Source organism: Terrimesophilobacter mesophilus (genome assembly GCF_014200375.1).
Classification (GTDB): domain Bacteria; phylum Actinomycetota; class Actinomycetes; order Actinomycetales; family Microbacteriaceae; genus Terrimesophilobacter; species Terrimesophilobacter mesophilus.
Genome location: NZ_JACHBP010000001.1, coordinates 2132876 through 2153349, shown reverse-complemented (window position 1 = coordinate 2153349; position 20474 = coordinate 2132876). Strand labels below are relative to the sequence as shown.

The following is a 20474-nucleotide window of genomic DNA, read 5'->3' as shown; positions in this document are numbered from 1 at the left end:
AATACTTGGAGGATGTTCGATCCCGTTCTGCTCAAGACTTTCGCCACCGTCGCAGAAACCCTGAACTTCACGCAGGCCGGTCAGTTGCTCGGATTGAGCCAGCCGACGGTGAGCCAGCACATCCGAAAACTGGAGGTCGCCGCGGGGCGGAACCTCATCGCGCGGGACACGAGGGATGTGCGGCTGACCGACAACGGGGACGCCCTGCTCGGATTCACTCGCACGATTCTTGCTGCACACGACGAGGCGTCGAGCTACTTCACCGGTTCGGCGATGCGCGGGCGGCTGCGATTCGGTTCGGCGGATGACCTCGCACTCACCCAGCTGCCACAGGTGCTGCGGGACTTCCGGCAGCTCTATCCGCAGATCAACCTCGAACTCACTGTCAGCCAGAGTGGGTCGCTCATGCGTCGGCTCCAGGCCGGACAGCTCGACCTGGTCTTCGTCAAGCAGGAGTCCGGTGAGCCGCTCGGTCGGCTCGTGCGCCGCGACCGGATGGTGTGGGTCGGCCACAAGAGCGTCACGATCGACGCCGGGGCGCCATTGCCCCTCATCGTCTACCAGGCTCCGAGCCTCAGCCGTACCTTCGCCATCCGGGCCCTCGAATCGGTGGGCAGGACGTGGCGCATCACGTGCAACGTCAAGGAGGTCAACGGGGTGCTCGCCGCCGTGCGGGCGGGGATCGGCATCGCCGTGTTCCCGCAGTCGCTCATCCCCGCCGATCTCGTCCAGCTGCCGTCCTCGATGGGACTGCCGGAGGTCGGTGATGTCGACTTCGCGCTCGTCGAGAACCCGGCGGCGCCGCGCGAGCCGGTCGAGGCACTCGCCTCGGCCATCATGGGCCGGCCGGTGCAGTTGCGCGCTGTGCCGTAAGCAGCGCTCAGCCCGGGTCTGTCGCCGCCCGCCAGAGCGCGAGAAGCTCCTCCTCGTCGTAGATGCGGTCCGGTTCGATGACCCGGTCGTCGGAGACGTAGTAGAAGACCGCGTCGACGCTGCTCGGGTCGATGCCCTTCCACTTCGCGAACGCCAGGCGGTAGAGGGCGAGCTGAAGCTGTCGTTCCGCGAGTTCTTCCGGGTTCTTCGGAGCCTTGCCGGTCTTCCAGTCGACGATCTGGAAGCGGCCGTCGCGCTCGTACACGGCATCGATCTTGCAGATCACGACGCGCCCGTCGAAGGGCAGATGCAGTTCGCGCTCGACCTCGACAGGCTGGATCCCCGCCCAGGCCGAACGCTCGAAGATCCCCTGCAGCCTCTCGAGTTCTGCGGCGTCGATCGCGACGTCCTCCGTCTCGAGCTCGTCCGACAGCGAGTCGATGACCTCACGGGAACCACCGAGCCCCGACCGCTCCTCGACCCAGGAGTGGAACAGCGTTCCGAGTCGTGTCGCGCGGTACGGCTTCTCCGGCATGGGGCGACGGATCCCGGCGGCCACCTCGGCCGGGTCGGTCACGAAGTCCTTGAACCGGCTGGCTGGGACCCGATTCGGGAGAGCGACGAACTCCGCGGCGGCCAGCATCCGCTCACGCTCGGCGAGAAGCAGCTCGAGCTCGCGCCCCAGCGTGCCGGATGCTCCGGGCTCCGCAGTGCGGACGAGCTCGGCAGCGCGCTCGACGCGCTCTCGACGCCCGCCCAGCGGGTCGCTCGGCCACCGGAGAGGCTCTGCCTCTTCGGCCTCCGGTCGCTCCTGGTCCAGCGGGGCATCCGGAAGCCCGTCGATGATCCCGGCCTCCTGGAGTTCGACGAGGTACGGGCTCGGCGCCCGGAACCCGGCCTGCGAGGACCAGAAGGATCCGGTGAGCAGCAGCGCGTGGCGCGCGCGCGTGACGGCGACATAGGCGAGCCGACGCTCCTCGAGCTCGTGCCTGGCCTTCACACCGGCTTTGAAGTCGTCGTGACGGTCGAGAAGATCCTTGCGCGACTCCGCGGCCTGCCAGGGGAAATCGGGGAGGCTCTCGGCATCGCCGCGGAATTCGTAGGGAAGTGCGCCGAAAGCGGTCCAACCGCTCGTGTCCCTCGCTTTGGCGGGGAGTTCGTCCACGACCATCCTGGGCACGACGACGAGATCCCACTCGAGCCCCTTAGCCCCGTGGATCGTGAGCAGCTGCACGGCGCCGGGTTCTGGATCCTCCGGGCGCGGTGCGAGGTCATCGCGACGCACGGCCTCACGCAGCCAGCCGAGGAAACTCCCTACAGTCCCACCGTCATTGACGGCCCGGAACGCGCCAAGGGCGTCGAAGAACGCCTCCATGCTCGCGGCACCCTCCGAGCGGGTATCGTTCGCTATCGTCTCGATGTCGAGCCGGAACTCCTGCTCGACGAGCGTCACGAAGTCGAGCAGGTCGATGGATGCCCTCGACCGCAGGCGGGAGAACACGCGGCCGGCATCCCGCAGCCGATCCAGGCCGGTATCGCTGAACGCGGAGAGCATGCTGTGGCCGGCCCTCGCATGCGCGACGAAGTCAAGGGCGTCGACGATCGAACCGCCCTCCCCCTCGGCGACCGAGGACCGCAGTTTCTGCTTCGTCTCCTCATCGAGCGGCTGCTGGGCGTGGTCGCGGTCGCGCAACCAGGAGGCGAGCCTGCTGAGCGCGTGCAGGTCACGCACCCCGATTCGCCAGCGCGAGCCGGCCAGCAGCCGCACGAGCTCCGAGCCGGCCGCCGGATCGTTCACCACGGTGAGCGCGCTCACGAGGTCGGCCACCTCCGGCTCGTCGAGCAGCCCGCCGATCCCGAGCACGTGATACGGGACGCCAGCCTCGCGCAACGCCTCGACGAAGACCGCCTGGGTACGGCGCGCGCGGAAGAGCATCGCGGCAGTCGGTTCCTGTCCGGGTTTCAGCGTCGAGCGGATCTCTGGACTCGCGAGCTTCTCGCTGAGCCAGTTGGCCGCTGCTCGAGCTTCGTCCCGAATCGACTCCTCGAAACGCACCTCGAGGGGGAAGTCCGTCGCAACGGGAGACGCCGTCAACTTCTCGACCGATACGGAGGTCGCAGCGATGAGGGGCTCGACAACGGTGTTCGCTGCCGCGAGGATACCGTGGCCGTTCCGCCAGCTCGTCGAGAGAGCGAACTCCCGCACCGGCATCGCGTCCGACCCGCCGCGACCGAACCCGGTCGCGAACTGCTCGAGGTTCGCGGCGCTCGCACCACGCCATCCGTAGATCGACTGGTTCGGGTCGCCGACGGCCATGACCGGGTGCCCTGCGAAGAGTTCGGAGAGCAGCCAGGTCTGCACGACGCTCGTGTCCTGGTACTCGTCGAGCAGCACGACGCGGTACCGATCGCGCAGCTCATCGCCCACCCGCGGAACGCGGCGAATCACCTGGAGGGCGAGCATGACCTGGTCGGAGTACTCGACGAAACCGTTGTGCGCCTTGGCCGCGGAGAACTGGACGGCCAGGTCGACGAGGAGGGGAAGCGTGCCGACCGACGCCACGAGGTCGAGCGCCTTCTGGTACTCGCCGCGCCCTCCGTTCGGCAGCTCCGCGAGGCCGGCGAACCGCTCCGCCATCGCGCTCACCGCGACCGGATCTGCGACGTTCTCGCTCAGCGCATGGCTGAGGTCGAGAACGGCATTGGTGAGCTGATCGACGCTCCGGTCGAGTCCCGCGAGCCGCTCGTCGCGGCTGGCCACGACGATCGAGCGTGCGAGTTGCCACGCGGATGCCTCCCCCAGGACGCTGCCATCGGTCTCCCGTCCGAGCAGGATCGCGTTGTCGCGGAAGATCGAATTCGCGAAGGAGTTGTAGGTGGAGACGGTCGGCGGATCGAAGGCGTCGTACTCCGTGGACACGATCCCGGACTTCGCCAGCTGCCCGATACGTTTCCGGATGCGTTCCGCAAGTTCACCCGCCGCCTTGCGCGTGAAGGTCAGGCCGAGGATCTCGCCCGCCTCGACGTGACCGTTCGCGAGGAGCCAGACGACGCGGTTCGCCATGGTCTCGGTCTTGCCGCTTCCCGCGCCGGCGATGACGAGCGAGGGACCGAGGTCCGACTCGATGACAGCTCTCTGCTGGTCGGTCGGCCGCGGGAGCCCCAGTGCGTCCGCGAGCTCGTCGGCGCCGACCCGCTTCGCGTTCGATGGTCCCGGCATCCGCTCAGTCACTCGACACCGCCCTCACGCGGTGCAGCGCCCGCTTCGCCGTGTCGCCCACGCCGAAGGGGTCGAGCACGCGAGGCCCGGTGTAACTACCGAGCGCCATTCCGATCGCCGCGAGCCGGATGCGCTCCCGGAATTCCTCCAGTTGCTCCTCGGTGAGCGGCGCCTGCACGCCCTCGCGATAGGACTTGCCGCGCACGCCCTCCTTGACGAAGAGGAGCTTGGCGCCGCCGGCGTGGTGTTCGCCGAGCGGATCGAGTGTCTCATCGAGCACTCCGGATGCGTACGCGAGCTGGTAGGCGCCGAGCTGAGGGAACTCGTCGATGACCGCCTGGCTGGTCTCCGCCGCGCCGGTCTTGAGGTCGACGATCACGACGCTCCCGTCGGCGGAGCGCTCCACCCGGTCGATCGAGCCGTTGAGACGGGCACGTCCGACGTCGAGGGTGAAGCGGTTCTCCGCGCCGACGAGCGTCTTGCCGTCGCGCTCGAAGTCCCCGAGGTACTCTGCGACGGCGGCGGCGAGCCTGCGCGCCGCCCGTCGCTGTTGCTCTGCGAGCCAGGGGGCCTCGAACAGCAGCTCGTTCCACCGGCTCTCGATGGCGGCCCAGACCGTGTCGACATCCGCGGCGGTCGCCGTCTCCATCGCCCAGTGCACGATCGTGCCGAGGCCCATCGCTGTGCTCGACTGCGTGCCGGAGATCGACTCGATGAACCAATCGACGGGGGACTGCTCGAAGGCGCCGAGCTTCGACGGCGACACCGGCACCGTCTCCTCATCAAGGTAAAGCGGCCCCGTCGTCGACGCATCCTGGATACCGTGCCACTCTTCGGGAGCCGCGCCCGGCACCCCGGACGCTGCGAGCAGGGCAAGGTTGCCTGCGGCGCCGGCCCCTCCCCCGACGACGAGCTCTCGCCGCAGCCGACCCACGAGCCCACGGAGCGAGTGGGGAGGAAGAGAACCCGCCGACGTCGCCTGCGCACCGTCGGGCGCGAGTTCGAGGAACACGCTCGTCGCCTCGTCCTCGTTCGCCACCGCGGCCAGGATGACCTCCCGGCTCGCCCTGGACACCGCGAGCGCGAACATCCGCAACTCGTCCGCCAGCACCTCCCGCCGGGAGTCGATGGTCGCCCCGTCGATCCCGTTCGCTGCGAGCACCAGTTCACCGGGGTAGAGCAGCGATCCACGGGGGCGCAGGTTCGGCCACGCGCCATCCTGCAGCCCGGCGACGACGACCGTGTCGAACTCGAGCCCGAGCACGCCACTCGGCGTCGTGACGAGCACGGCATCCGCCGCGGCCCGAGGCGAGAGGGTGTCTTCGGGTACTTCCGCGTCGAGCACCCCGGTGAGGAACACGGTCGCCGGCGACTCCGGCTCGCGCTCGACGAAGCGCTTCGCCGCGGTGAACAGCGCGAGGACGCCGTCGAGGTTCCGATTGGCCTCTGCGGCCAGGATGCCGGCGCCGAGAGCCTGCTGCCGCCAGGTGGCGGCGAGTCCGCTGCGGTCCCAGGCGAGCCAGAGCAGCTCCTCGATCGACGATCCGCCGGCCGCCCCGGCTGCCAGCTCGGCCAGGGTCTCCGCGAGCCTTCCAGCACTCCGCGCCGCCGCATGGTCGATCGTCGCGAAGCGCCCGGGAGCCTGGAGCGCCTCGACGAGCAGTTCGTCGCTCGTGCGGTGCCCGCCGCCGGCGAGTTCCTCCGTGCGGAGCGCGAGCCGCAGTCGGCGCAGTCCGAGCCGGTCCAGTCCACCGAAGGGGCCCAGCAGGGCTTCGACCGCCGACTCGGCGGTGAGCGCGGTGCGGCCGATGCCGACGTCGACGACCGTGAGGAGGGCACGGGCTGCGACATCCTCGCGCAATGGCATGCCGCCGACCGCGGTTCGGGTCGGCACATCGGCGAGCGCGAGAGCACGGGCGGCGGCCGGGACCTGTGCGCCGCTGCGCAGCACGATGGCCATCCGCTCGAACGGGGTCTCGTCCTCGAGGTGCCGCTCGCGCAGGCGCCGAGCGATGGTCGACCAGAGCCGCGCGGGGGTGGAACCGCTGATCGTCTCCACGCGACCGTCGTCCTGTACTGCACTGTCGGGGGCCGGGGCCGGATACCGGTGTCCGACGATGCCCGCCGTGCCGATTCGATCCGTCACGGCGCCGGTGAGGGCGAGAAGAGTCGCATCCTGCCGATGCGACGTCATGAGGTTCATGGTGCGCACGCCGTCGATTCCGAGCGCAGCGCCGAAGCGGCCCACGACATCCGGCTCGCCGCCACGGAACGCGTTCGCCGCGACATCGGGGTCGCCGAACGCGATGACGCTCACGCCGTGCCCGGCGAGCGCGCTCAGCATCGACGTGGTCGCCCTGGTCGCCTCCTGCAGGTCGTCGACGATGACGAGCCTGAGCCTCGACACGGCCTCGGGCATGACGCCCGCAGCGATCGATCGGCTCGCAATGGCGGTGAGCTCTGCCGCGTCGAGCTGGTCCGGACGGAGCTCGCCCATGACCTGCAGATACTCGACCTGGAAGTCGGCGACGGCCGCCCACTCCGGCCTTCCGTGCTGCGTCGCGAGCTGACGCAGTCGTGCGGGATCGAGACCATACTCCGTCGCGCGCATCATGGTCTCGCGCAACTCGGTGCGAAAACCGCGCAGCGCCCGAACGTCGGCGCCGAGGGGTTCCGGCCAGTCGGGCCCGGACCCGTCCTCGATGTGTCCGGCCAGCAGTTGGGCGATGTCGCTGTCCTGGTCGCCACCGGTCAGTAGCCGCGGCGGAGCGAGACCCGCGGCACGCCGAGCGAACGACACGACCTCGAAGGCGAGCGAGTTGATCGAGCGTGCGAGCGGACCCTCGGTGGGCACCGCGAGACGCAGGGCCAGTCGGTCACGCAGTGCTGTCGCGGTCGATCGGCTCTGCCCGATCACGACGAGCTCACCCGGCGACCAGCCGCGCGCGAGCACCCGTTCGGCCACGAGCTCGACGATGGTCGTCGTCTTGCCGGTTCCCGGTGCGCCGACGACGACAGCGGATGCCGCATCCGGAAGGTCGACGACCTCGCGCTGGGCAGCGTCGAGGGTGGGCACCGGCACCGTGCCCGACGCGCGCACAAACCCCTTGACCGTCACGAGAGCCAAACTATCCCACGCCGCGGACAACCCGGCGGGCGCCCGTCGCCGTTCGCGGGCGCCCGCACTGCGCCGCATCCCTTCGCGACCCGTCCGGCGCGACGTCGGCCATTCCGTTGTCCGCTCCTGACGAACGAGCGGACCGGTGACCCGGTTCTGTCGTAATCTGGGCAGGTGGACATTCGCATTGGCATCATCAACAGCCCGCGTGAGCTGAGCTTCGAGTCCGACCAGTCGGCGGCCGACATCGAGAAGATCGTGGCGACGGCCCTGGAGGGCGACGCGAAGCTCATCCGCCTCGTCGACGACAAGGGTCGGGTGTTCCTCGTTCCCGTCGAAACCTTCGCCTACATCGAGGTCGGCTCCGAGTCATCCCGCCGCATCGGTTTCGTCGCCTGATGGAACTCCTGTTCGTGGTCATGGGCGCCATCCTCATCGGGCTCGTGCCTCGCTACCTTCTTCCCGGTCGCGCGACATACGGCAGCGCACTCCTCCCCGCGATCAGTGCGACGGTCGCGTCGGTGGTCTGGGCCGCCCTGACCTGGGCCGGATGGCCGTTCGACGGAGGCTGGATCTGGTGGGTGAGCCTCGGCGCGGGCGGCCTCGCGGCTCTCGTGACCCCGTTGCTCATCGCCACCCGCCGCAGGCACCACGACGAAGCGCTCTTCGAGCGGCTCAGCCGGCCGTAGCCGAGCCCCCGGCGAAACCGATGCGTTCCGCAGATGAGAACTTTCTCATCCGGTTCTCGTGATCACCTCATCCGCGGTTGCGAGAGTCAGTGAAGCAGTTCGAAACCAAACTGCGGAAATGTGAGTCAGAACATGTTGAAGAAGTTGATCGTCACTGGTGCTGCCAGCGTCCTGGGTGTCGTCCTCGTCGCCGGTGGTGCGTGGGCCGCGACCGGCTCGCTGACCGTTTCGGATGCACCGGGACAGGTTCTCAAGGTGGACGGCGTCGGCCCGGCATCGACGCACGCCAGCGAAACCGCCACGATGCACGCCAACGCGAACGCGAAGGGACTGTTCGGAACGAACACCGACGCGACGGTGGAGGGCGAGCAGGATGGGACCACCGATTCCGTCACGCCAGTCGCGCCCCAGGATGCGTCCAAGGATGCCTCGACCGTCAAGGGCAGCATGACCGGCCAGGAGATCAGCGCCTGGGCACATGAGCAGGCCGGCGTCGAGGTCGTGACGCCCGGTGGTGCAATCTCCGTTCAGGGTGAGGCACACGCCAAGAACCAGTGATCGGAGAGTTCTGCGGCGCGCAGCGCCGGCAGAACTGGCCAGGGAACGACTCTTCGGGTGAGTCGCTCCCTGGCCATCTCACACTAAGCGGTACCCCATGCCCCGCACCGTCTCGATGCGGTCGGCCCCGATCTTCGCTCGCAGGTATCGCACGTAGACCTCGACCAGATTCGACCCTGGATCGAAGTCCAGTCCCCACACGCGACTCAGAAGCTGTTCTCGGCTCAGCACCTGGTCGCGGTGTCGGATGAACTCTTCTGCGAGCGCGAACTCCCTCGCCGACAGCGCGACCGGGGTCCCGTCGACGAGGATCCGGCGGGTCCGGACATCGAGTTCGAGGTCGCCGGCCACCAGGGACTCCGTCGGTTCGGCCTGAACCTCCTTCAACCGGAGTCGCACACGCGCCAACAGTTCGTCGAACCGGAACGGCTTCGCCATGTAGTCGTTGGCGCCCCCTTCGAGGCCGCGCACAGTGTCGACGGCGGAGTCGCGGGCGGTCAGGATGATGACGGCGATCCCATTGCCCTCGCCCCGCAGAGTCTCCAGAACGTCGAATCCGCCGAGGCCCGGAATTCCGATGTCCAGGATCATGAGGGCATACTGGCCGGTCCTGGCCTCGTCGAGCGCCGATGGCCCATCCGCTGCCGTCGCCACCGCGTAACCGGCCGCCCGAAGCCCCTTCTCCACGAAGGAGGATATCCGCGTCTCATCCTCAGCGATCAGTATGCGAGTCATGTCTCGTCCTCGTCCTCATCCTCACGGGGTCCCCGCTCCACCGGAACCCGGATCGTGAACAGCGACCCCTCGCCATCCACACTCGTCAGTGTGACCGTGCCTCCATGCGCCCGGGCGATCGCGGAGACGATGGAGAGTCCGAGCCCCGAACCTTCTGTGTTCCGACTCGACTCCAGCCGATGGAACCGCTCGAAGATCGCGCCCTGCACGTCGGCGGGAATGCCGGGTCCGACATCGCGGACAGTCAGCAGCAACGACTCGCCGGCTCTCGTCATCTCGAGCCTGCTTCCCAGTGAAATGGCGGTTCCCTGCGTCGAGTACTTCGCAGCGTTACCGGCCAGTTGGAGCCACGCCTGGGTGAGACGCCCCGCGTCGATGAGCCAGGTACCGCTCGCTCGGGATTCGACCACCCAGTCACGCGCAGGGTCGAGCGCATGCGCCTTCGCCGCCACAGCACTGGTCAGCGCGCCGATATCCGCCTCGTGCCGCTCGATGAACTGGGGCGTCCCAGACTCGGCGAGGAGGGAGATCTGTTGGACCAGGGTGCTCATCCGGTCGAGTTCATCGATGGCCAGGGCGCGCACGGCGTCGACGTCGTCCTGCTTCTTCGCGTCGAGGAGCTCGAGGTGGCCGCGGATGATCGTGATCGGGGTCTTCAGCTCGTGGCCGACATCGTCGATGAGCTGGCGCTGACTGGAGAAGGCGTCCTCGAGTCGCTCGAACATCCGGTTGATCGTCTCCGTCAGCTCCGAGAGGTCGTCCCGCCCGGTCACGGGTATTCGCGCCGAGAGGTCCGTCGCGGTGTTCTCCGCCGCAGCCTTGCGCAGGATGCGGATGGGGCGGAGCAGCCGACCCGCGATGAACCAGACGACGAGCCCGATGAGCAGGAGCGCGATGAGCGCGACGACGACGAAGGTGCGGAACGAGTCCAGCACGTCGGTGAGGACCGAGTCCAGGTCGATGGCGGCGACGTACAGGCCCTCATGGGTATCGCCCTCGAACGAGACGGGGATGATGATGTACCGCAGCGTCCCCATCGTCGAGTCCGCGGTCCCCATGACCACCCGCGTGGGATGCGCCTCCGTGACGATGCGCTTCAGCAGCGCAGGGTCCTCGTCGAGGCGGAATGGGAGCGAACTGGAGGGAATGAATGCGGGGATCCCGTCGACCAGGCCGAGCACACTCTCGTTCGGGGAGGGGATGAGCTGCTGCATCGATGCACGGAGCATCGCATCGACGGTCCGGGGAGCCGTGGCGGAGTCGGTCTCCGAGGCGATCGCGCGCAACTCGACGACGGTCTGCAGCAGCTGGTCGTCGACCGACGCGAGCACGCGTTGGCGCTGTACGAGATATGACGCGACTCCCGACGCGGCGAGTCCGATCGCGGTGGCGGCGAGAATCGCCACGATGATCCGGGATCGGACGGAGAAGCCGCGGCGGCGACCGGCACCGCCGCCCGTCATCCGCCTCTGCGAATCGCGCTGTCGCGACATCGTCCCATTATCGCAAGTCGCCTCTCGCCGACACCGCAGGATCCCCGATCGAGACGAGTTCGTCGCGATCAGGCGGTGAGTCCGAGGTCGTCCATCCGTCTGGTGTGATCGGCTATGAGTTCGGTGAGCACCGGTTCGAGGCGCTCGTCATCCGGTGCGGTGTCCTCGGGAAGATCAAGACCGGATCGGGCGAGAAGCAGCACGTCGCCGACGAGGCGGCGCCCGTAGAGCGCGAGCCGGGATGCGAGTCGCGGGTTCTCCCCGATCGCCGCGCGCAGCTGGCCGGAAATCAATGTGCTCGGCTCGTCGTCGTCGAGGAGCTCGGCGATGCGCTCCGCCTGCTCGCGGTCGAATCCTTCCGCGATATTGACGAATCCGTCGTCCAGGATGCCGGATTCCACGTAGTACGCGAGAAGTGTCTCCGACCAGTCGCTGCCCCGGGTTCGAACCTGGAACGCGTCGATCTCGGCGACGAACGGCTCCATCGCCTCGCTCGGATCCCTGCCCAGCTTCTCGAGCTCGGCGACAAGGGCGTGGTGACGGGCGAGAGCGATTGCAGCCACCTTGCTCAGGGCCTCCTTCGATGCGGTCGTCGGCGCACCGGTCACCGCGCGGGACAGGTTTTCGAAGAACGACAACTGCAGGTACGCGGCCTGGCCGAGGAATCGCGGAAACTCTGGCGTGAGTTCGCTGAGTCCGACCCGATTGACGACCTGGTCAGGGTTCGGACGTCGCGAGCGGTGCCTCGTCGGAGAGGGCCGTTTCTTGCGACGGGGGAACAGGGTGACCACGAATACAGCCTAGCGTCGCCGCCTCGCGAGCCGGCTGGGTGCGCCGACTGAGTCCAGAATCCGACGGGCCGGGGCCGATTGGCAGGTTGCCGCCTCCCGCTCCTCTAAACTGGTATCGGCCCCCACACTGGCGGGGCCCTGCGCCCTGGGAGAGAACGGGCGTAACCTCACCACCCAAGACAGGGCTTCACAACTTGACATTCTCAGATCTCGGCGTCGACCAGGACATGGTCGACGCTCTCGCCGCCAAGGGCATCCTCGAACCATTTCCCATCCAGTCCCAGACGATCCCCCTCGGATTGAGCGGGCAGGACATCATCGGCCAGGCCAAGACCGGAACGGGCAAGACCTTCGGGTTCGGCCTCCCGCTCCTTCAGGAGCTCGGCCAAGACCCCGAACCGGGCGTCAAGGCGCTCGTCGTCGTACCGACGCGCGAACTGTGCGTGCAGGTCGCGGAAGACCTGGTCACGGCGTCCTCGAACCGTTCCACCCAGGTCGTCGCGATCTACGGCGGAAAGGCCTATGAAGGGCAGATCGAACAGTTGAAGGCCGGCGCGCAGGTCGTCGTCGGCACACCAGGCCGCCTCCTCGACCTGGCCAGCCAGCGGATGCTTTCGCTCGCCCATGTCAAGGTCATGGTGCTCGACGAGGCGGACAAGATGCTCGACCTCGGGTTCCTCTCCGACATCGAGAAGCTGTTCGCGCAGACACCGCCCGCACGTCACACCATGCTGTTCTCCGCGACGATGCCGGGCCCGATCGTCGCCCTCGCGCGTCGCTTCATGAACCGGCCCATCCACATCCGGGCCACCGACCCCGACGAGGGCCTCACGCAGGCGAACATCAAGCACATCGTCTATCGCGCGCACGCGCTCGACAAGGACGAGGTCATCACGCGCATCCTGCAGGCAGAGGGCAGGGGCAAGACCGTGATCTTCACGCGCACCAAGCGTGCGGCGGCAAAACTCGTCGAGGAGCTGAATGACCGCGGCTTCAACGCCGCGGCCGTCCACGGCGATCTGAACCAGGAGCAGCGGGAGCGCGCGATGGCCGCGTTCAAGGCCGGGAAGAAGGACATCCTCATCGCCACGGATGTCGCGGCACGTGGCATCGACGTGCTCGACGTCACCCACGTGATCAACCACACCATTCCCGAGGACCACGACGCCTACCTGCACCGTGCAGGAAGAACCGGTCGCGCCGGCAAGACCGGGATCGCGGTGACCTTCGTCGACTGGGACGACATGCACAAGTGGGGGCTCATCAACCGCGCGCTCGAGATGGGCATCCCCGAACCGGTCGAGACGTACTCCTCCTCCCCTCACCTGTATTCGGATCTCGACATCCCGACGGATGCGAAGGGTCGGCTGAAGTCGGCCGGACCGGCCCGCGAACGCGAGCCCCGCTCGGCGACCGCCGGACACGGCAGCACGCGGCAGGGCGGCCAGCGCGGTGGCGGACGGGGTGGACCCGACGGGACGGCAGCATCCCACGGCGTCCCTCGGACGGGTGATCGCGAACGCACGAGGTCGCGGGCGGGCCGCCCCGTGGACGCCACGGACTCGCAGCAGGCCGCGGGCGCCCAGAGGCCGGCAGGCGCGGGCACGCACGACGGCTCCGGCCCTTCGCGGCGCCGCCGCAATCGTACGCGTCGCCCGAGTACGGGAACCACTCCCCCCGCCGCTTGACCGGGTCCGGCGCGGGCGTCTGCTCGCGTCGGTACACATTCTCGTGGTCTGACGCGACACTCGTAGTACGCTAAGCATCCTCACGTCCATGTCGATTTCGGGAGCACCGATGAGAACGTCCAAGTTTCTGTCCCTGGCCGCCGCCTCCGCCCTCCTGGCCGGCGGGTCGCTGCTGAGCGCAGGACCGGCGTCCGCATCGACCACGGTGGATTACGCCACGTTCTATGGCGCCAGCGATTTCGGCGTGGAGAGCGGCGGATACCCGACAGGGGTCGACTGGTTCTTCGGCGACGTCTCCGGGACGGAGGGTCCGCACCAGTTCACGAACACCGGTCTCGTGCTCAACGATCCCGCCTCCGGCGACGTGCAGATCCTCAATCAGAATGTCACCACCCCGGTCGACGCCGGTGAGTTGGCGAGTGTCGTGCAGAACGCAAACATCTTCGCCCAGAACGGAGAGTGGTTCTTCCAGCTCGCCTTCTTCGCCGAGGGAACGTCGGACACCGGGTTCACCACTCTCCGTCCCGCCACCGCAGGAAGCGTCAGCACCGGCGATCCCTGGATCACCAGCCAGGCGCTCGGCAGCTACGCGGCAGGCGCGACTGCGTCCTTCAGCGACCTCGCCGACGCACTGTACGCAGGAGAAGCGCCGCAACTGCTCGCGTACGGATTCTTCGTCGCGGCCGGCCAGACGACGACCATCAACGGGATCTCCTGGGGCACCCAGGGCAGCAGCTTCGGCCTGCCCCCCACCCGTACCATCTCGCCGAATCCGATCACCCAGGACGCCTTCAGTACCGCCGGCCAGGGCCTGACTTTGAGCGGCACGAACTGGTTCCCAGGAGTTGACGCGTACATCTTCATCGTCGACCACAATGGGACCACCGTCTTCGAAGACACGAGCTCGTTCATTGTGGACTCGGCCGGCAACGTCTCCGTCAGTGTCGTGCTGCCCAGCAAGCCCGACGTCGGCACCTACTACGTGACGTTCGACGACGACAGCTTCTACTACCACACGGGCGTTCTCGACCACTATGTCTCCGCCCCGGGTGGCGGCGAGGGCGAGGGTTCGAACGCCCAGGGAATCCAGATCTCTGTGATCGCGGCTGCCCCGGAACTGGCTGCGACCGGTGCAGAATCCGGAACACTGATCGCGGGTGGCATCCTCCTGCTGATTCTCGGCGGAGTCGTGCTCATCGGCAGCCGCCGGCGGCGGGCCCAACTCGGCTGACCGTCCGCTGACCATGGCGCAGAGGAGCTTTGTGGTGCTCCTCTGCGCCGATTTCAGCGCTGCATCGGGTCGTATTTGACATTTCACCGAACGGTACTTAGGTTAACTAGTGCACTATAGAACCTAAGGTGGTGACATGCTGTCCGGAGAGGGACCGATCTTCCTGCAACTCGCACAGCGCGTGGCAGAGGACATCATCAACGGCACCTACGCCGAGGATGCCGGCATCCCCTCCACGCATGACTTCGCCATCTTCTACCGAATGAGCCCCATCACCTCGGCGAAGGGCATCACGATGCTCGTCGACCAGGGTGTGCTCTACAAGAAACGCGGCATCGGGATGTTCGTCGCCCCGGGCGCTCGAGAGCACCTGCTCGCCGAGCGCAGGGCCGCGTTCAGACAACAGCACGTCGCGCCACTGTTGCACGAGGCCGAGCTTCTCGGCATCGACCGCGACGAGCTCGCCGACATGATCAAGGAGAAGGACCCGTCATGACCACCGCCATAGACATCCGAGGCGTCAGCCGCAGATTCGGGCGAGTAACGGCACTCGACGACGTGAGCATCGCGATGCCGGAGCACTCCCTCGTCGGACTGCTCGGAAGGAACGGCGCAGGGAAGACCACGCTGATGTCCATCATCGCCGGGCAGGATCGCGCATCCGAGGGCAGGATCGCCGTGCTCGGCCACACGCCGTTCGAGCACGGCCCCACACTCCGCCAGATCATCTATGTGCGAGACAACCAGAGATACCCGGACGACTACCGGCTGCACCACGTCCTGCGCATCGCGCCCGCCTTCGCACCGAACTGGGACGCCGACGTCGCCGACGAGCTCGTCGACGGGCTCCGGATTCCCGCGAAGACCCCGCTCAAGAAGCTCTCGAGGGGCCAGCTCTCCTCGGTGGCGATCGTGCTCGGGCTCGCCTCGCGCGCACCCGTCACGCTCCTCGACGAACCGTACCTCGGGCTGGATGTCACGGCACGAAGCCTCTTCCACACCATCCTCCTGCGCGAGATCGCTGCACAACCCAGAACCATCGTGCTCTCGACCCACCTCATCGAGGAATCCGCGTCCCTCCTGGACCGCGTGGTCATCCTCGACCATGGCAAGGTCGTCGTCGACGACGAGACCGAGGCCGCCCGCGACTCGGTGGTGCTGCTGAGCGGCAACACGGATGCCGTCGATCGCGTCCTCTCCGGTCGCCCGGTGCTGGAATCCCACACGATGGGCGCCATGACCTCCGTCACGGCCGCAGGAGCGGCAGACGACTCCCTCCGAGCCCTGGCCGACGAGCTGGGGGTGCAGGTCGCGCGCGCAACGCTGCAGGACCTGGTCTCCGCACACGGCGCCGAAACCCCTGAACCCCTCGAACTGAAGAAAGCGATACGAGTATGACCGCCATCATGCCCACGACGAGACTCCACCTCAACAAGCGAGAGATCACCTTTCTGGTCCCGCTCTACATCACCGGAACCGTCGCCCTGATCTCGGTGCTGATCTCCCTGCTGTTCCTCCGCTCCGGCGGAGTGCCGGGCTCGGCCGACTGGATCGCGGGATCCCAGTTGAACCCCGGGATGGCCTACGCTCTGCCCGGTTTCCTGGTGTATCTCGGGGTGCAGTCCGTGGCCACGACGTTCCCGTTCGCGCTCACCCTCGGCTCGACGAGGCGATCGTTCGTGGGCGGCACGCTCCTGTGGGCCGTCATCGCTTCGGCGTACCTGACCGCCATCATGACGGTGCTCACCCTCATCGAGCTCGCCACCGACCATTGGTTCTCGAACTTCTACATCTTCGACATCGCGGTCCTCGGCGCAGGGGACCTCACCCGACTGATACCGATCGTGTTCCTCAGCACCCTGTCGATGCTGACGATCGGCGGCGTCTTCGGCGCGTCCTGGATCCGCTTCGGCGGGCGTGGGCCCCAGTTCATCGGCGTTGGACTCGCCATCGTCATCATCGTGGCGCTCATCGTGATCCTGCCGGCGGCGCCGACCATCATCGCCGCGTTCCAGGTGTGGTGGCTCGCCGTCCTGGCCGCCGTCGTGATCCTGCTCTCATCGATCGGGATGTGGCTCATCCTGCGCACCGCGATCGTGAGGTAGCGGCGAGGGCTATCCGACGAACGGGGCCGAACCGGCACCTGCGGAGAGGATGCGCGCGAGAACCTCTGGTTCGGTCGTGTTCTCACCGAGCCGGTTCGGCTTCCCTGCGCCGTGATAGTCACTCGACCCGGTCACCACGAGTCTGAAACGGTCCGCGTACTCGAAAAGGCGTCCCATGGCATCCGGGGTGTTCTCCCTGTGGTGGATCTCCAGACCGAAGAGCCCGGCGTCCACGAGCGCGGCGAGATTCTCCTCCGCGATGACATTGTCGATGCCTCGCGTGCCCGGATGCGCCAGGACCGGCACACCGCCGGCGGCCAGGACAAGCCGGATCGCCTCGAGCGGTTCAGGAGCGTAGTGCGGTTCGTAATACCCGAATTTCGGATGCAGGATGTCGCGGAACGCCGCGCTCCTGTCGACCGCAGCCCCCCGCGCGACGAGCGCATCCGCGATGTGCGGACGACCCACCGTCGCCCCGTGCGTCGTCTGGGCGAGGACATCCGACCACTCGATGTCGTAGTCGGCCGCGAGCCGTGACACGATCGCCTCCGCCCTGGTGAGCCTGGCCTCGCGGATCTTGAGGGTCTCTTCGCGCAATTCGGGGTTGTCAGGGTCGACGAGGTACGCGAGCACGTGCACGCTCACCCAGCCGTGTCGAGCGCTCAGCTCCATGCCGGGCACGACCGTGAGGCCCGTGCCCGCGGCCGCGGCGAAGGCCTCGTCCCATCCCGCCGTCGAATCGTGGTCGGTGATGGCGAGCGTTCCGAGTCCGGCCGTGTCGGCGGCCCGCACGAGTTCTGACGGAGACTCCGTGCCGTCGGAAACCGTGCTGTGGGTGTGGAGGTCGATGGGTCCGGCCATCCTGCAACTCTATTCCGGGTGCAGCGGTTAGGCTCACCTCACCATGTTCCGCCGTATCGTCGTTGCCGTCCTCGTTCTCGGCGCCGCCGCCGCAGCCGCCGTCGCGGTGTGGCCGCAGTTCTTCGGTGTCCAGCGCCTGCCGATCGCCGCGCAGCTCGTCTCGCTCCGCGGGCTCGCCATCGCCTGCGCCGTCGTCGTCATCACGGGTCTCGTGGTCGTGGCGCTGATCTTCCGTCGCGGGCGGGGCCTGCTCACACTGTTGGCGTTGATCCTCGCCGCATTCGTCGTCGCCTCTGCGAGCATCCTCGCCCATCGAGGAGTGGGCGATACGACGTTCGAGCCCCGGGGCGCCGGAGACATCACGGTGCTCTCGTGGAACACCCTCGGAGACGCGCCGGGCTCCCACGCGATCGCGAAGCTGGCACTCGCGACCGGCGCCGACATCGTGTCGCTCCCCGAGACGACGAGGGAGACCGCGACCGAGGTGGCGGAACTCATGAGGGCGGGCGGGCGTCCGATGTGGGCGCACACCTTCCACTACGACCTCATCTCCAAGGCGCGAAGCACGTCGCTCCTGACGAGCGTCACCCTGGGCGAATACCACGTCGACACCGACCATCGCACGACGAACGTGCTGCCAACCGTCGTGGCGACGCCGGTGGACGGGACGGGCCCCACCATCATCGCGGTGCACACGGTCGCGCCCATCCCGAGCGAACTGAACCGGTGGAAACTCGATCTCACCTGGTTGTCGCGCGCGTGCTCAGGGACGAATGTCATCATGGCCGGCGACTTCAACTCGACCCTCGATCACTTCCAGGGACTCGCGACGAGGGATGGGGCTGCGATCGGCAACTGTTTCGACGCTGGCGCAGAGACGGGGAACGCGGCCGTCGGGACGTGGCCGACCGCACTGCCGGCGCTGCTCGGCGCGCCCATCGACCATGTCATGGCGACGCGCGAGTGGCGCGTGACGGGGATGCGGGTCATCGGTTCGGAAGATCGTGCCGGCAGCGATCATCGGCCTATCGTGGTGCAGTTGTCCCCGCGGGGGTGAGAATAGGAGCATGGCCGAATCAACCACACCGGCGCCACGCGCCACCAGCAACCGTTCCACCACTCCCGTCTCCGACAGCTTCAAGGACTACATCGCCGGAAACTGGGCGGACCGCACGGATACTGTTCCTCCGGCGAGAGAGCAGGCGAGGTTCGCAGCGGAGCGCCGAGCACGTATCTCGTCCATGTACCAGGGCAAGCGCCTCATCATTCCGGCCGGCGCCGCCAAAGTGCGCTCCAACGACACCGACTACCCGTACCGGGCGCATTCGGCGTTCGCGCACCTCACGGGCTGGGGTTCCGACTCCGAGCCGGATGCCGTGCTCGTGCTCGAACCGACAACCGACGGGCACTCCTCCACCCTGTACTTCCGGGAGCGTGCCGGACGCGACTCCGACGAGTTCTACGCGAACCCGGCGATCGGCGAGTTCTGGATCGGCCCGCGGCCGTCTCTCGCCCAGGTCGCCGGCGATCTCGCCCTCGAGACGAAGGGCATCGCCGAGCTCGATGCTGTGCTCGACTCCGTGGACTCGAACACGCTCATCGTGAGGGACGCCGACCGCGAGTTGACGGACCAGGTGGACGGGCGGCGCCTGATGTGGGCCGAAGCCGACACGGCGGGAGCCGAATCGGTCGAGCAAAGCGGCGACGACGCCCTCGCGCGCGACCTCTCCGAACTGCGCCTCGTCAAGGACGACTACGAGATCGACCAGATGCGCAAGGCGGTCGCCGCCACCAAACTCGGATTCGACGACGTGATCGGCTACCGCCCGGCCATCCTCGCCCACGCGAAGGGCGAGCGGCTCGTCGAGGGCACGTTCAACCGGAGGGCCCGCGCGGACGGCAACACGGTCGGCTACGACACGATCGCCGCATCCGGTGCGCACGCGTGCATTCTGCACTGGACGCGCAACAACGGGCCGGTCAACGAGGGAGACCTCATCCTCCTGGACGCCGGCATCGAGCTCGACAGCTACTACACGGCGGACATCACCCGCACCCTGCCGGTGAGCGGGACGTTCACCCCGACGCAGCGCAAGATCTACGACGCGGTGCTCGAGGCAGCGGATGCCGCCTTCGCGATCGTGAAGCCCGGCATCGTGTTCCGCGAGATCCACGCGGCGGCCATGCAGGTCATCGCGCGTCGGACCGCGGAGTGGGGCCTGCTGCCGGTCAGTGCGGAGGACTCGATGGCACCCGATGCGCAGTACCACCGCCGCTACATGGTCCATGGAACGAGCCATCACCTCGGCATCGACGTGCACGACTGCGCCGAAGCGCGCCGCGACATGTACATGGACGGGGTCGTCGAAGCCGGCATGGTGTTCACGATCGAGCCGGGACTCTACTTCCAGCCCGACGATCTCACGGTGCCGGTGGAGTTCCGCGGGATCGGCGTGCGGATCGAGGACAACATCCTCGTGACCGCGGATGGCGCGGAGAACCTCTCGGTCGGCATCCCCCGCACCGCGGACGACGTCGAGGCGTGGCTGCGCTGAGGGCCGAGCTGGGCTGAGGCCTGGCCTGGGCTGGGCTGGGCTAATCCTGACGCGGCTGCGCCAGGACGTCCTGCGCTTTCGTAGTGAGCGAGGGGTCGATCATGATCTCGTACTTCGCCGCGATCACCTGGTGGATCGAGGTGAAGTCCCTGCGCCGCCGGTTGAGCGCGTAGCTGACGATGCCGAACAGCATGCCGAACCCTGCGCCGATGAGCATCGCGGCGCCGACGTACAGGATCGCGTTCTGCGACGGCGAGAAGATGAACAGCAGGAGGCCGAGGAACAGCCCGAACCAGAGGCCGCTCGCCGCACCGGCGAGTGCCGCGCGCCCGTAGGTCATCTTTCCCGTGACGCGTTCGACGGTCCGCAGGTCGCTGCCGACGATGGCGACCTGCTTCACCGGAAACTCGGCCCGTGCGAGCCGATCGACGACGGCCTGCGCTTCGTCGTAGGTGTCGTAGGTTCCCAGCACGTCACCCTTCGGAAGGGTGGGGAACGGTGCCGGCCGACTCGACATTCTGCTCTGGTTGCTCACGGGCCCATTCTTGCATCTCAAG

General features: G+C 67.6%; 18 protein-coding genes. 11 read left to right on the top strand and 7 right to left on the bottom strand.

All coding sequences use genetic code 11. The features are described from left to right. Nucleotides 1–12 precede the first annotated feature (12 nt). Complete coding sequence (locus BKA04_RS10625) at nucleotides 13–873, top strand: LysR substrate-binding domain-containing protein (RefSeq protein ID WP_104096394.1); 861 nt, start codon at nucleotides 13–15, stop codon at nucleotides 871–873. Nucleotides 874–880: 7 nt separating this feature from the next. Here the strand turns inward: BKA04_RS10625 and BKA04_RS10620 are convergent, their stop codons facing one another. Next, nucleotides 881–4093 (bottom strand): ATP-dependent helicase, encoded by a 3213-nt coding sequence (locus BKA04_RS10620; protein WP_104096393.1) that lies wholly within the window; start codon nucleotides 4091–4093, stop codon nucleotides 881–883. Nucleotides 4094–4097: 4 nt separating this feature from the next. Then, nucleotides 4098–7211: an ATP-dependent DNA helicase gene (locus tag BKA04_RS10615; RefSeq protein ID WP_167309731.1), complete on the bottom strand. Its 3114-nt coding sequence runs from the start codon at nucleotides 7209–7211 to the stop codon at nucleotides 4098–4100. A 174-nt stretch (nucleotides 7212–7385) separates the two neighbouring features. On the opposite strand from BKA04_RS10615, the gene BKA04_RS10610 reads away from it, so the two are divergent. The 3 genes from BKA04_RS10610 (at nucleotide 7386) to BKA04_RS10600 (ending at nucleotide 8458) form a co-directional block, all read left to right on the top strand. After that, nucleotides 7386–7610, top strand: a complete 225-nt coding sequence (locus BKA04_RS10610) for a DUF3107 domain-containing protein (RefSeq protein WP_104096391.1) — start codon at nucleotides 7386–7388, stop codon at nucleotides 7608–7610. Further along, nucleotides 7610–7900 (top strand): hypothetical protein, encoded by a 291-nt coding sequence (locus BKA04_RS10605; RefSeq protein ID WP_104096390.1) that lies wholly within the window; start codon nucleotides 7610–7612, stop codon nucleotides 7898–7900. Before BKA04_RS10610 ends, BKA04_RS10605 begins: the two co-directional genes overlap by 1 nt. Before the next feature lie 132 nt (nucleotides 7901–8032). Then, on the top strand, nucleotides 8033–8458 hold the full coding sequence (locus tag BKA04_RS10600; RefSeq protein WP_104096389.1) for a hypothetical protein: 426 nt from the start codon (nucleotides 8033–8035) through the stop codon (nucleotides 8456–8458). Between the two features lie 78 nt (nucleotides 8459–8536). On the opposite strand, the gene BKA04_RS10595 is transcribed toward BKA04_RS10600, so the two are convergent. The 3 genes from BKA04_RS10595 to BKA04_RS10585 all read right to left on the bottom strand — a co-directional run bounded on the left by BKA04_RS10595 (nucleotide 8537) and on the right by BKA04_RS10585 (nucleotide 11477). Further along, nucleotides 8537–9193, bottom strand: a complete 657-nt coding sequence (locus BKA04_RS10595) for a response regulator transcription factor (protein WP_104096388.1) — start codon at nucleotides 9191–9193, stop codon at nucleotides 8537–8539. Further along, nucleotides 9190–10686 (bottom strand): sensor histidine kinase, encoded by a 1497-nt coding sequence (locus tag BKA04_RS10590; protein WP_134542297.1) that lies wholly within the window; start codon nucleotides 10684–10686, stop codon nucleotides 9190–9192. Before BKA04_RS10590 ends, BKA04_RS10595 begins: the two co-directional genes overlap by 4 nt. Nucleotides 10687–10754: 68 nt before the next feature. Then, on the bottom strand, nucleotides 10755–11477 hold the full coding sequence (locus BKA04_RS10585) for a ferritin-like fold-containing protein (protein ID WP_104096386.1): 723 nt from the start codon (nucleotides 11475–11477) through the stop codon (nucleotides 10755–10757). Between the two features lie 194 nt (nucleotides 11478–11671). Between BKA04_RS10585 and BKA04_RS10580 the strand changes: the two genes are divergently transcribed. The 5 genes from BKA04_RS10580 to BKA04_RS10560 all read left to right on the top strand — a co-directional run bounded on the left by BKA04_RS10580 (nucleotide 11672) and on the right by BKA04_RS10560 (nucleotide 16501). Next, the gene (locus tag BKA04_RS10580) at nucleotides 11672–13165 is read left to right on the top strand and encodes a DEAD/DEAH box helicase (protein WP_104096385.1); all 1494 of its coding nucleotides are present in this window, start codon (nucleotides 11672–11674) and stop codon (nucleotides 13163–13165) included. Nucleotides 13166–13274: 109 nt separating this feature from the next. Continuing rightward, complete coding sequence (locus tag BKA04_RS10575; protein WP_104096384.1) at nucleotides 13275–14396, top strand: LPXTG cell wall anchor domain-containing protein; 1122 nt, start codon at nucleotides 13275–13277, stop codon at nucleotides 14394–14396. 136 nt (nucleotides 14397–14532) lie between these two features. Continuing rightward, entirely contained in the window at nucleotides 14533–14892 is a 360-nt protein-coding gene (locus tag BKA04_RS10570; protein WP_104096383.1) for a GntR family transcriptional regulator, read from the top strand. Then, nucleotides 14889–15794 (top strand): ABC transporter ATP-binding protein, encoded by a 906-nt coding sequence (locus tag BKA04_RS10565; protein WP_104096382.1) that lies wholly within the window; start codon nucleotides 14889–14891, stop codon nucleotides 15792–15794. The genes BKA04_RS10570 and BKA04_RS10565 overlap by 4 nt, the downstream gene beginning before the upstream one ends. After that, nucleotides 15791–16501 (top strand): hypothetical protein, encoded by a 711-nt coding sequence (locus BKA04_RS10560; protein ID WP_104096381.1) that lies wholly within the window; start codon nucleotides 15791–15793, stop codon nucleotides 16499–16501. Before BKA04_RS10565 ends, BKA04_RS10560 begins: the two co-directional genes overlap by 4 nt. A 9-nt stretch (nucleotides 16502–16510) precedes the next feature. Here BKA04_RS10560 and BKA04_RS10555 read toward each other — a convergent pair whose 3' ends face one another. Beyond that, nucleotides 16511–17362 (bottom strand): PHP domain-containing protein, encoded by an 852-nt coding sequence (locus tag BKA04_RS10555; protein WP_104096380.1) that lies wholly within the window; start codon nucleotides 17360–17362, stop codon nucleotides 16511–16513. A 43-nt stretch (nucleotides 17363–17405) separates the two neighbouring features. Between BKA04_RS10555 and BKA04_RS10550 the strand changes: the two genes are divergently transcribed. Both BKA04_RS10550 and BKA04_RS10545 read left to right on the top strand, forming a co-directional pair. Next, entirely contained in the window at nucleotides 17406–18419 is a 1014-nt protein-coding gene (locus BKA04_RS10550) for an endonuclease/exonuclease/phosphatase family protein (protein ID WP_104096379.1), read from the top strand. A 10-nt stretch (nucleotides 18420–18429) separates the two neighbouring features. Continuing rightward, nucleotides 18430–19917, top strand: coding sequence for an aminopeptidase P family protein (locus BKA04_RS10545; RefSeq protein ID WP_104096378.1), 1488 nt, complete (start codon nucleotides 18430–18432; stop codon nucleotides 19915–19917). Between the two features lie 40 nt (nucleotides 19918–19957). Here the strand turns inward: BKA04_RS10545 and BKA04_RS10540 are convergent, their stop codons facing one another. Beyond that, nucleotides 19958–20452, bottom strand: coding sequence for a YflT domain-containing protein (locus BKA04_RS10540; RefSeq protein ID WP_232842034.1), 495 nt, complete (start codon nucleotides 20450–20452; stop codon nucleotides 19958–19960). Nucleotides 20453–20474 lie beyond the last annotated feature (22 nt).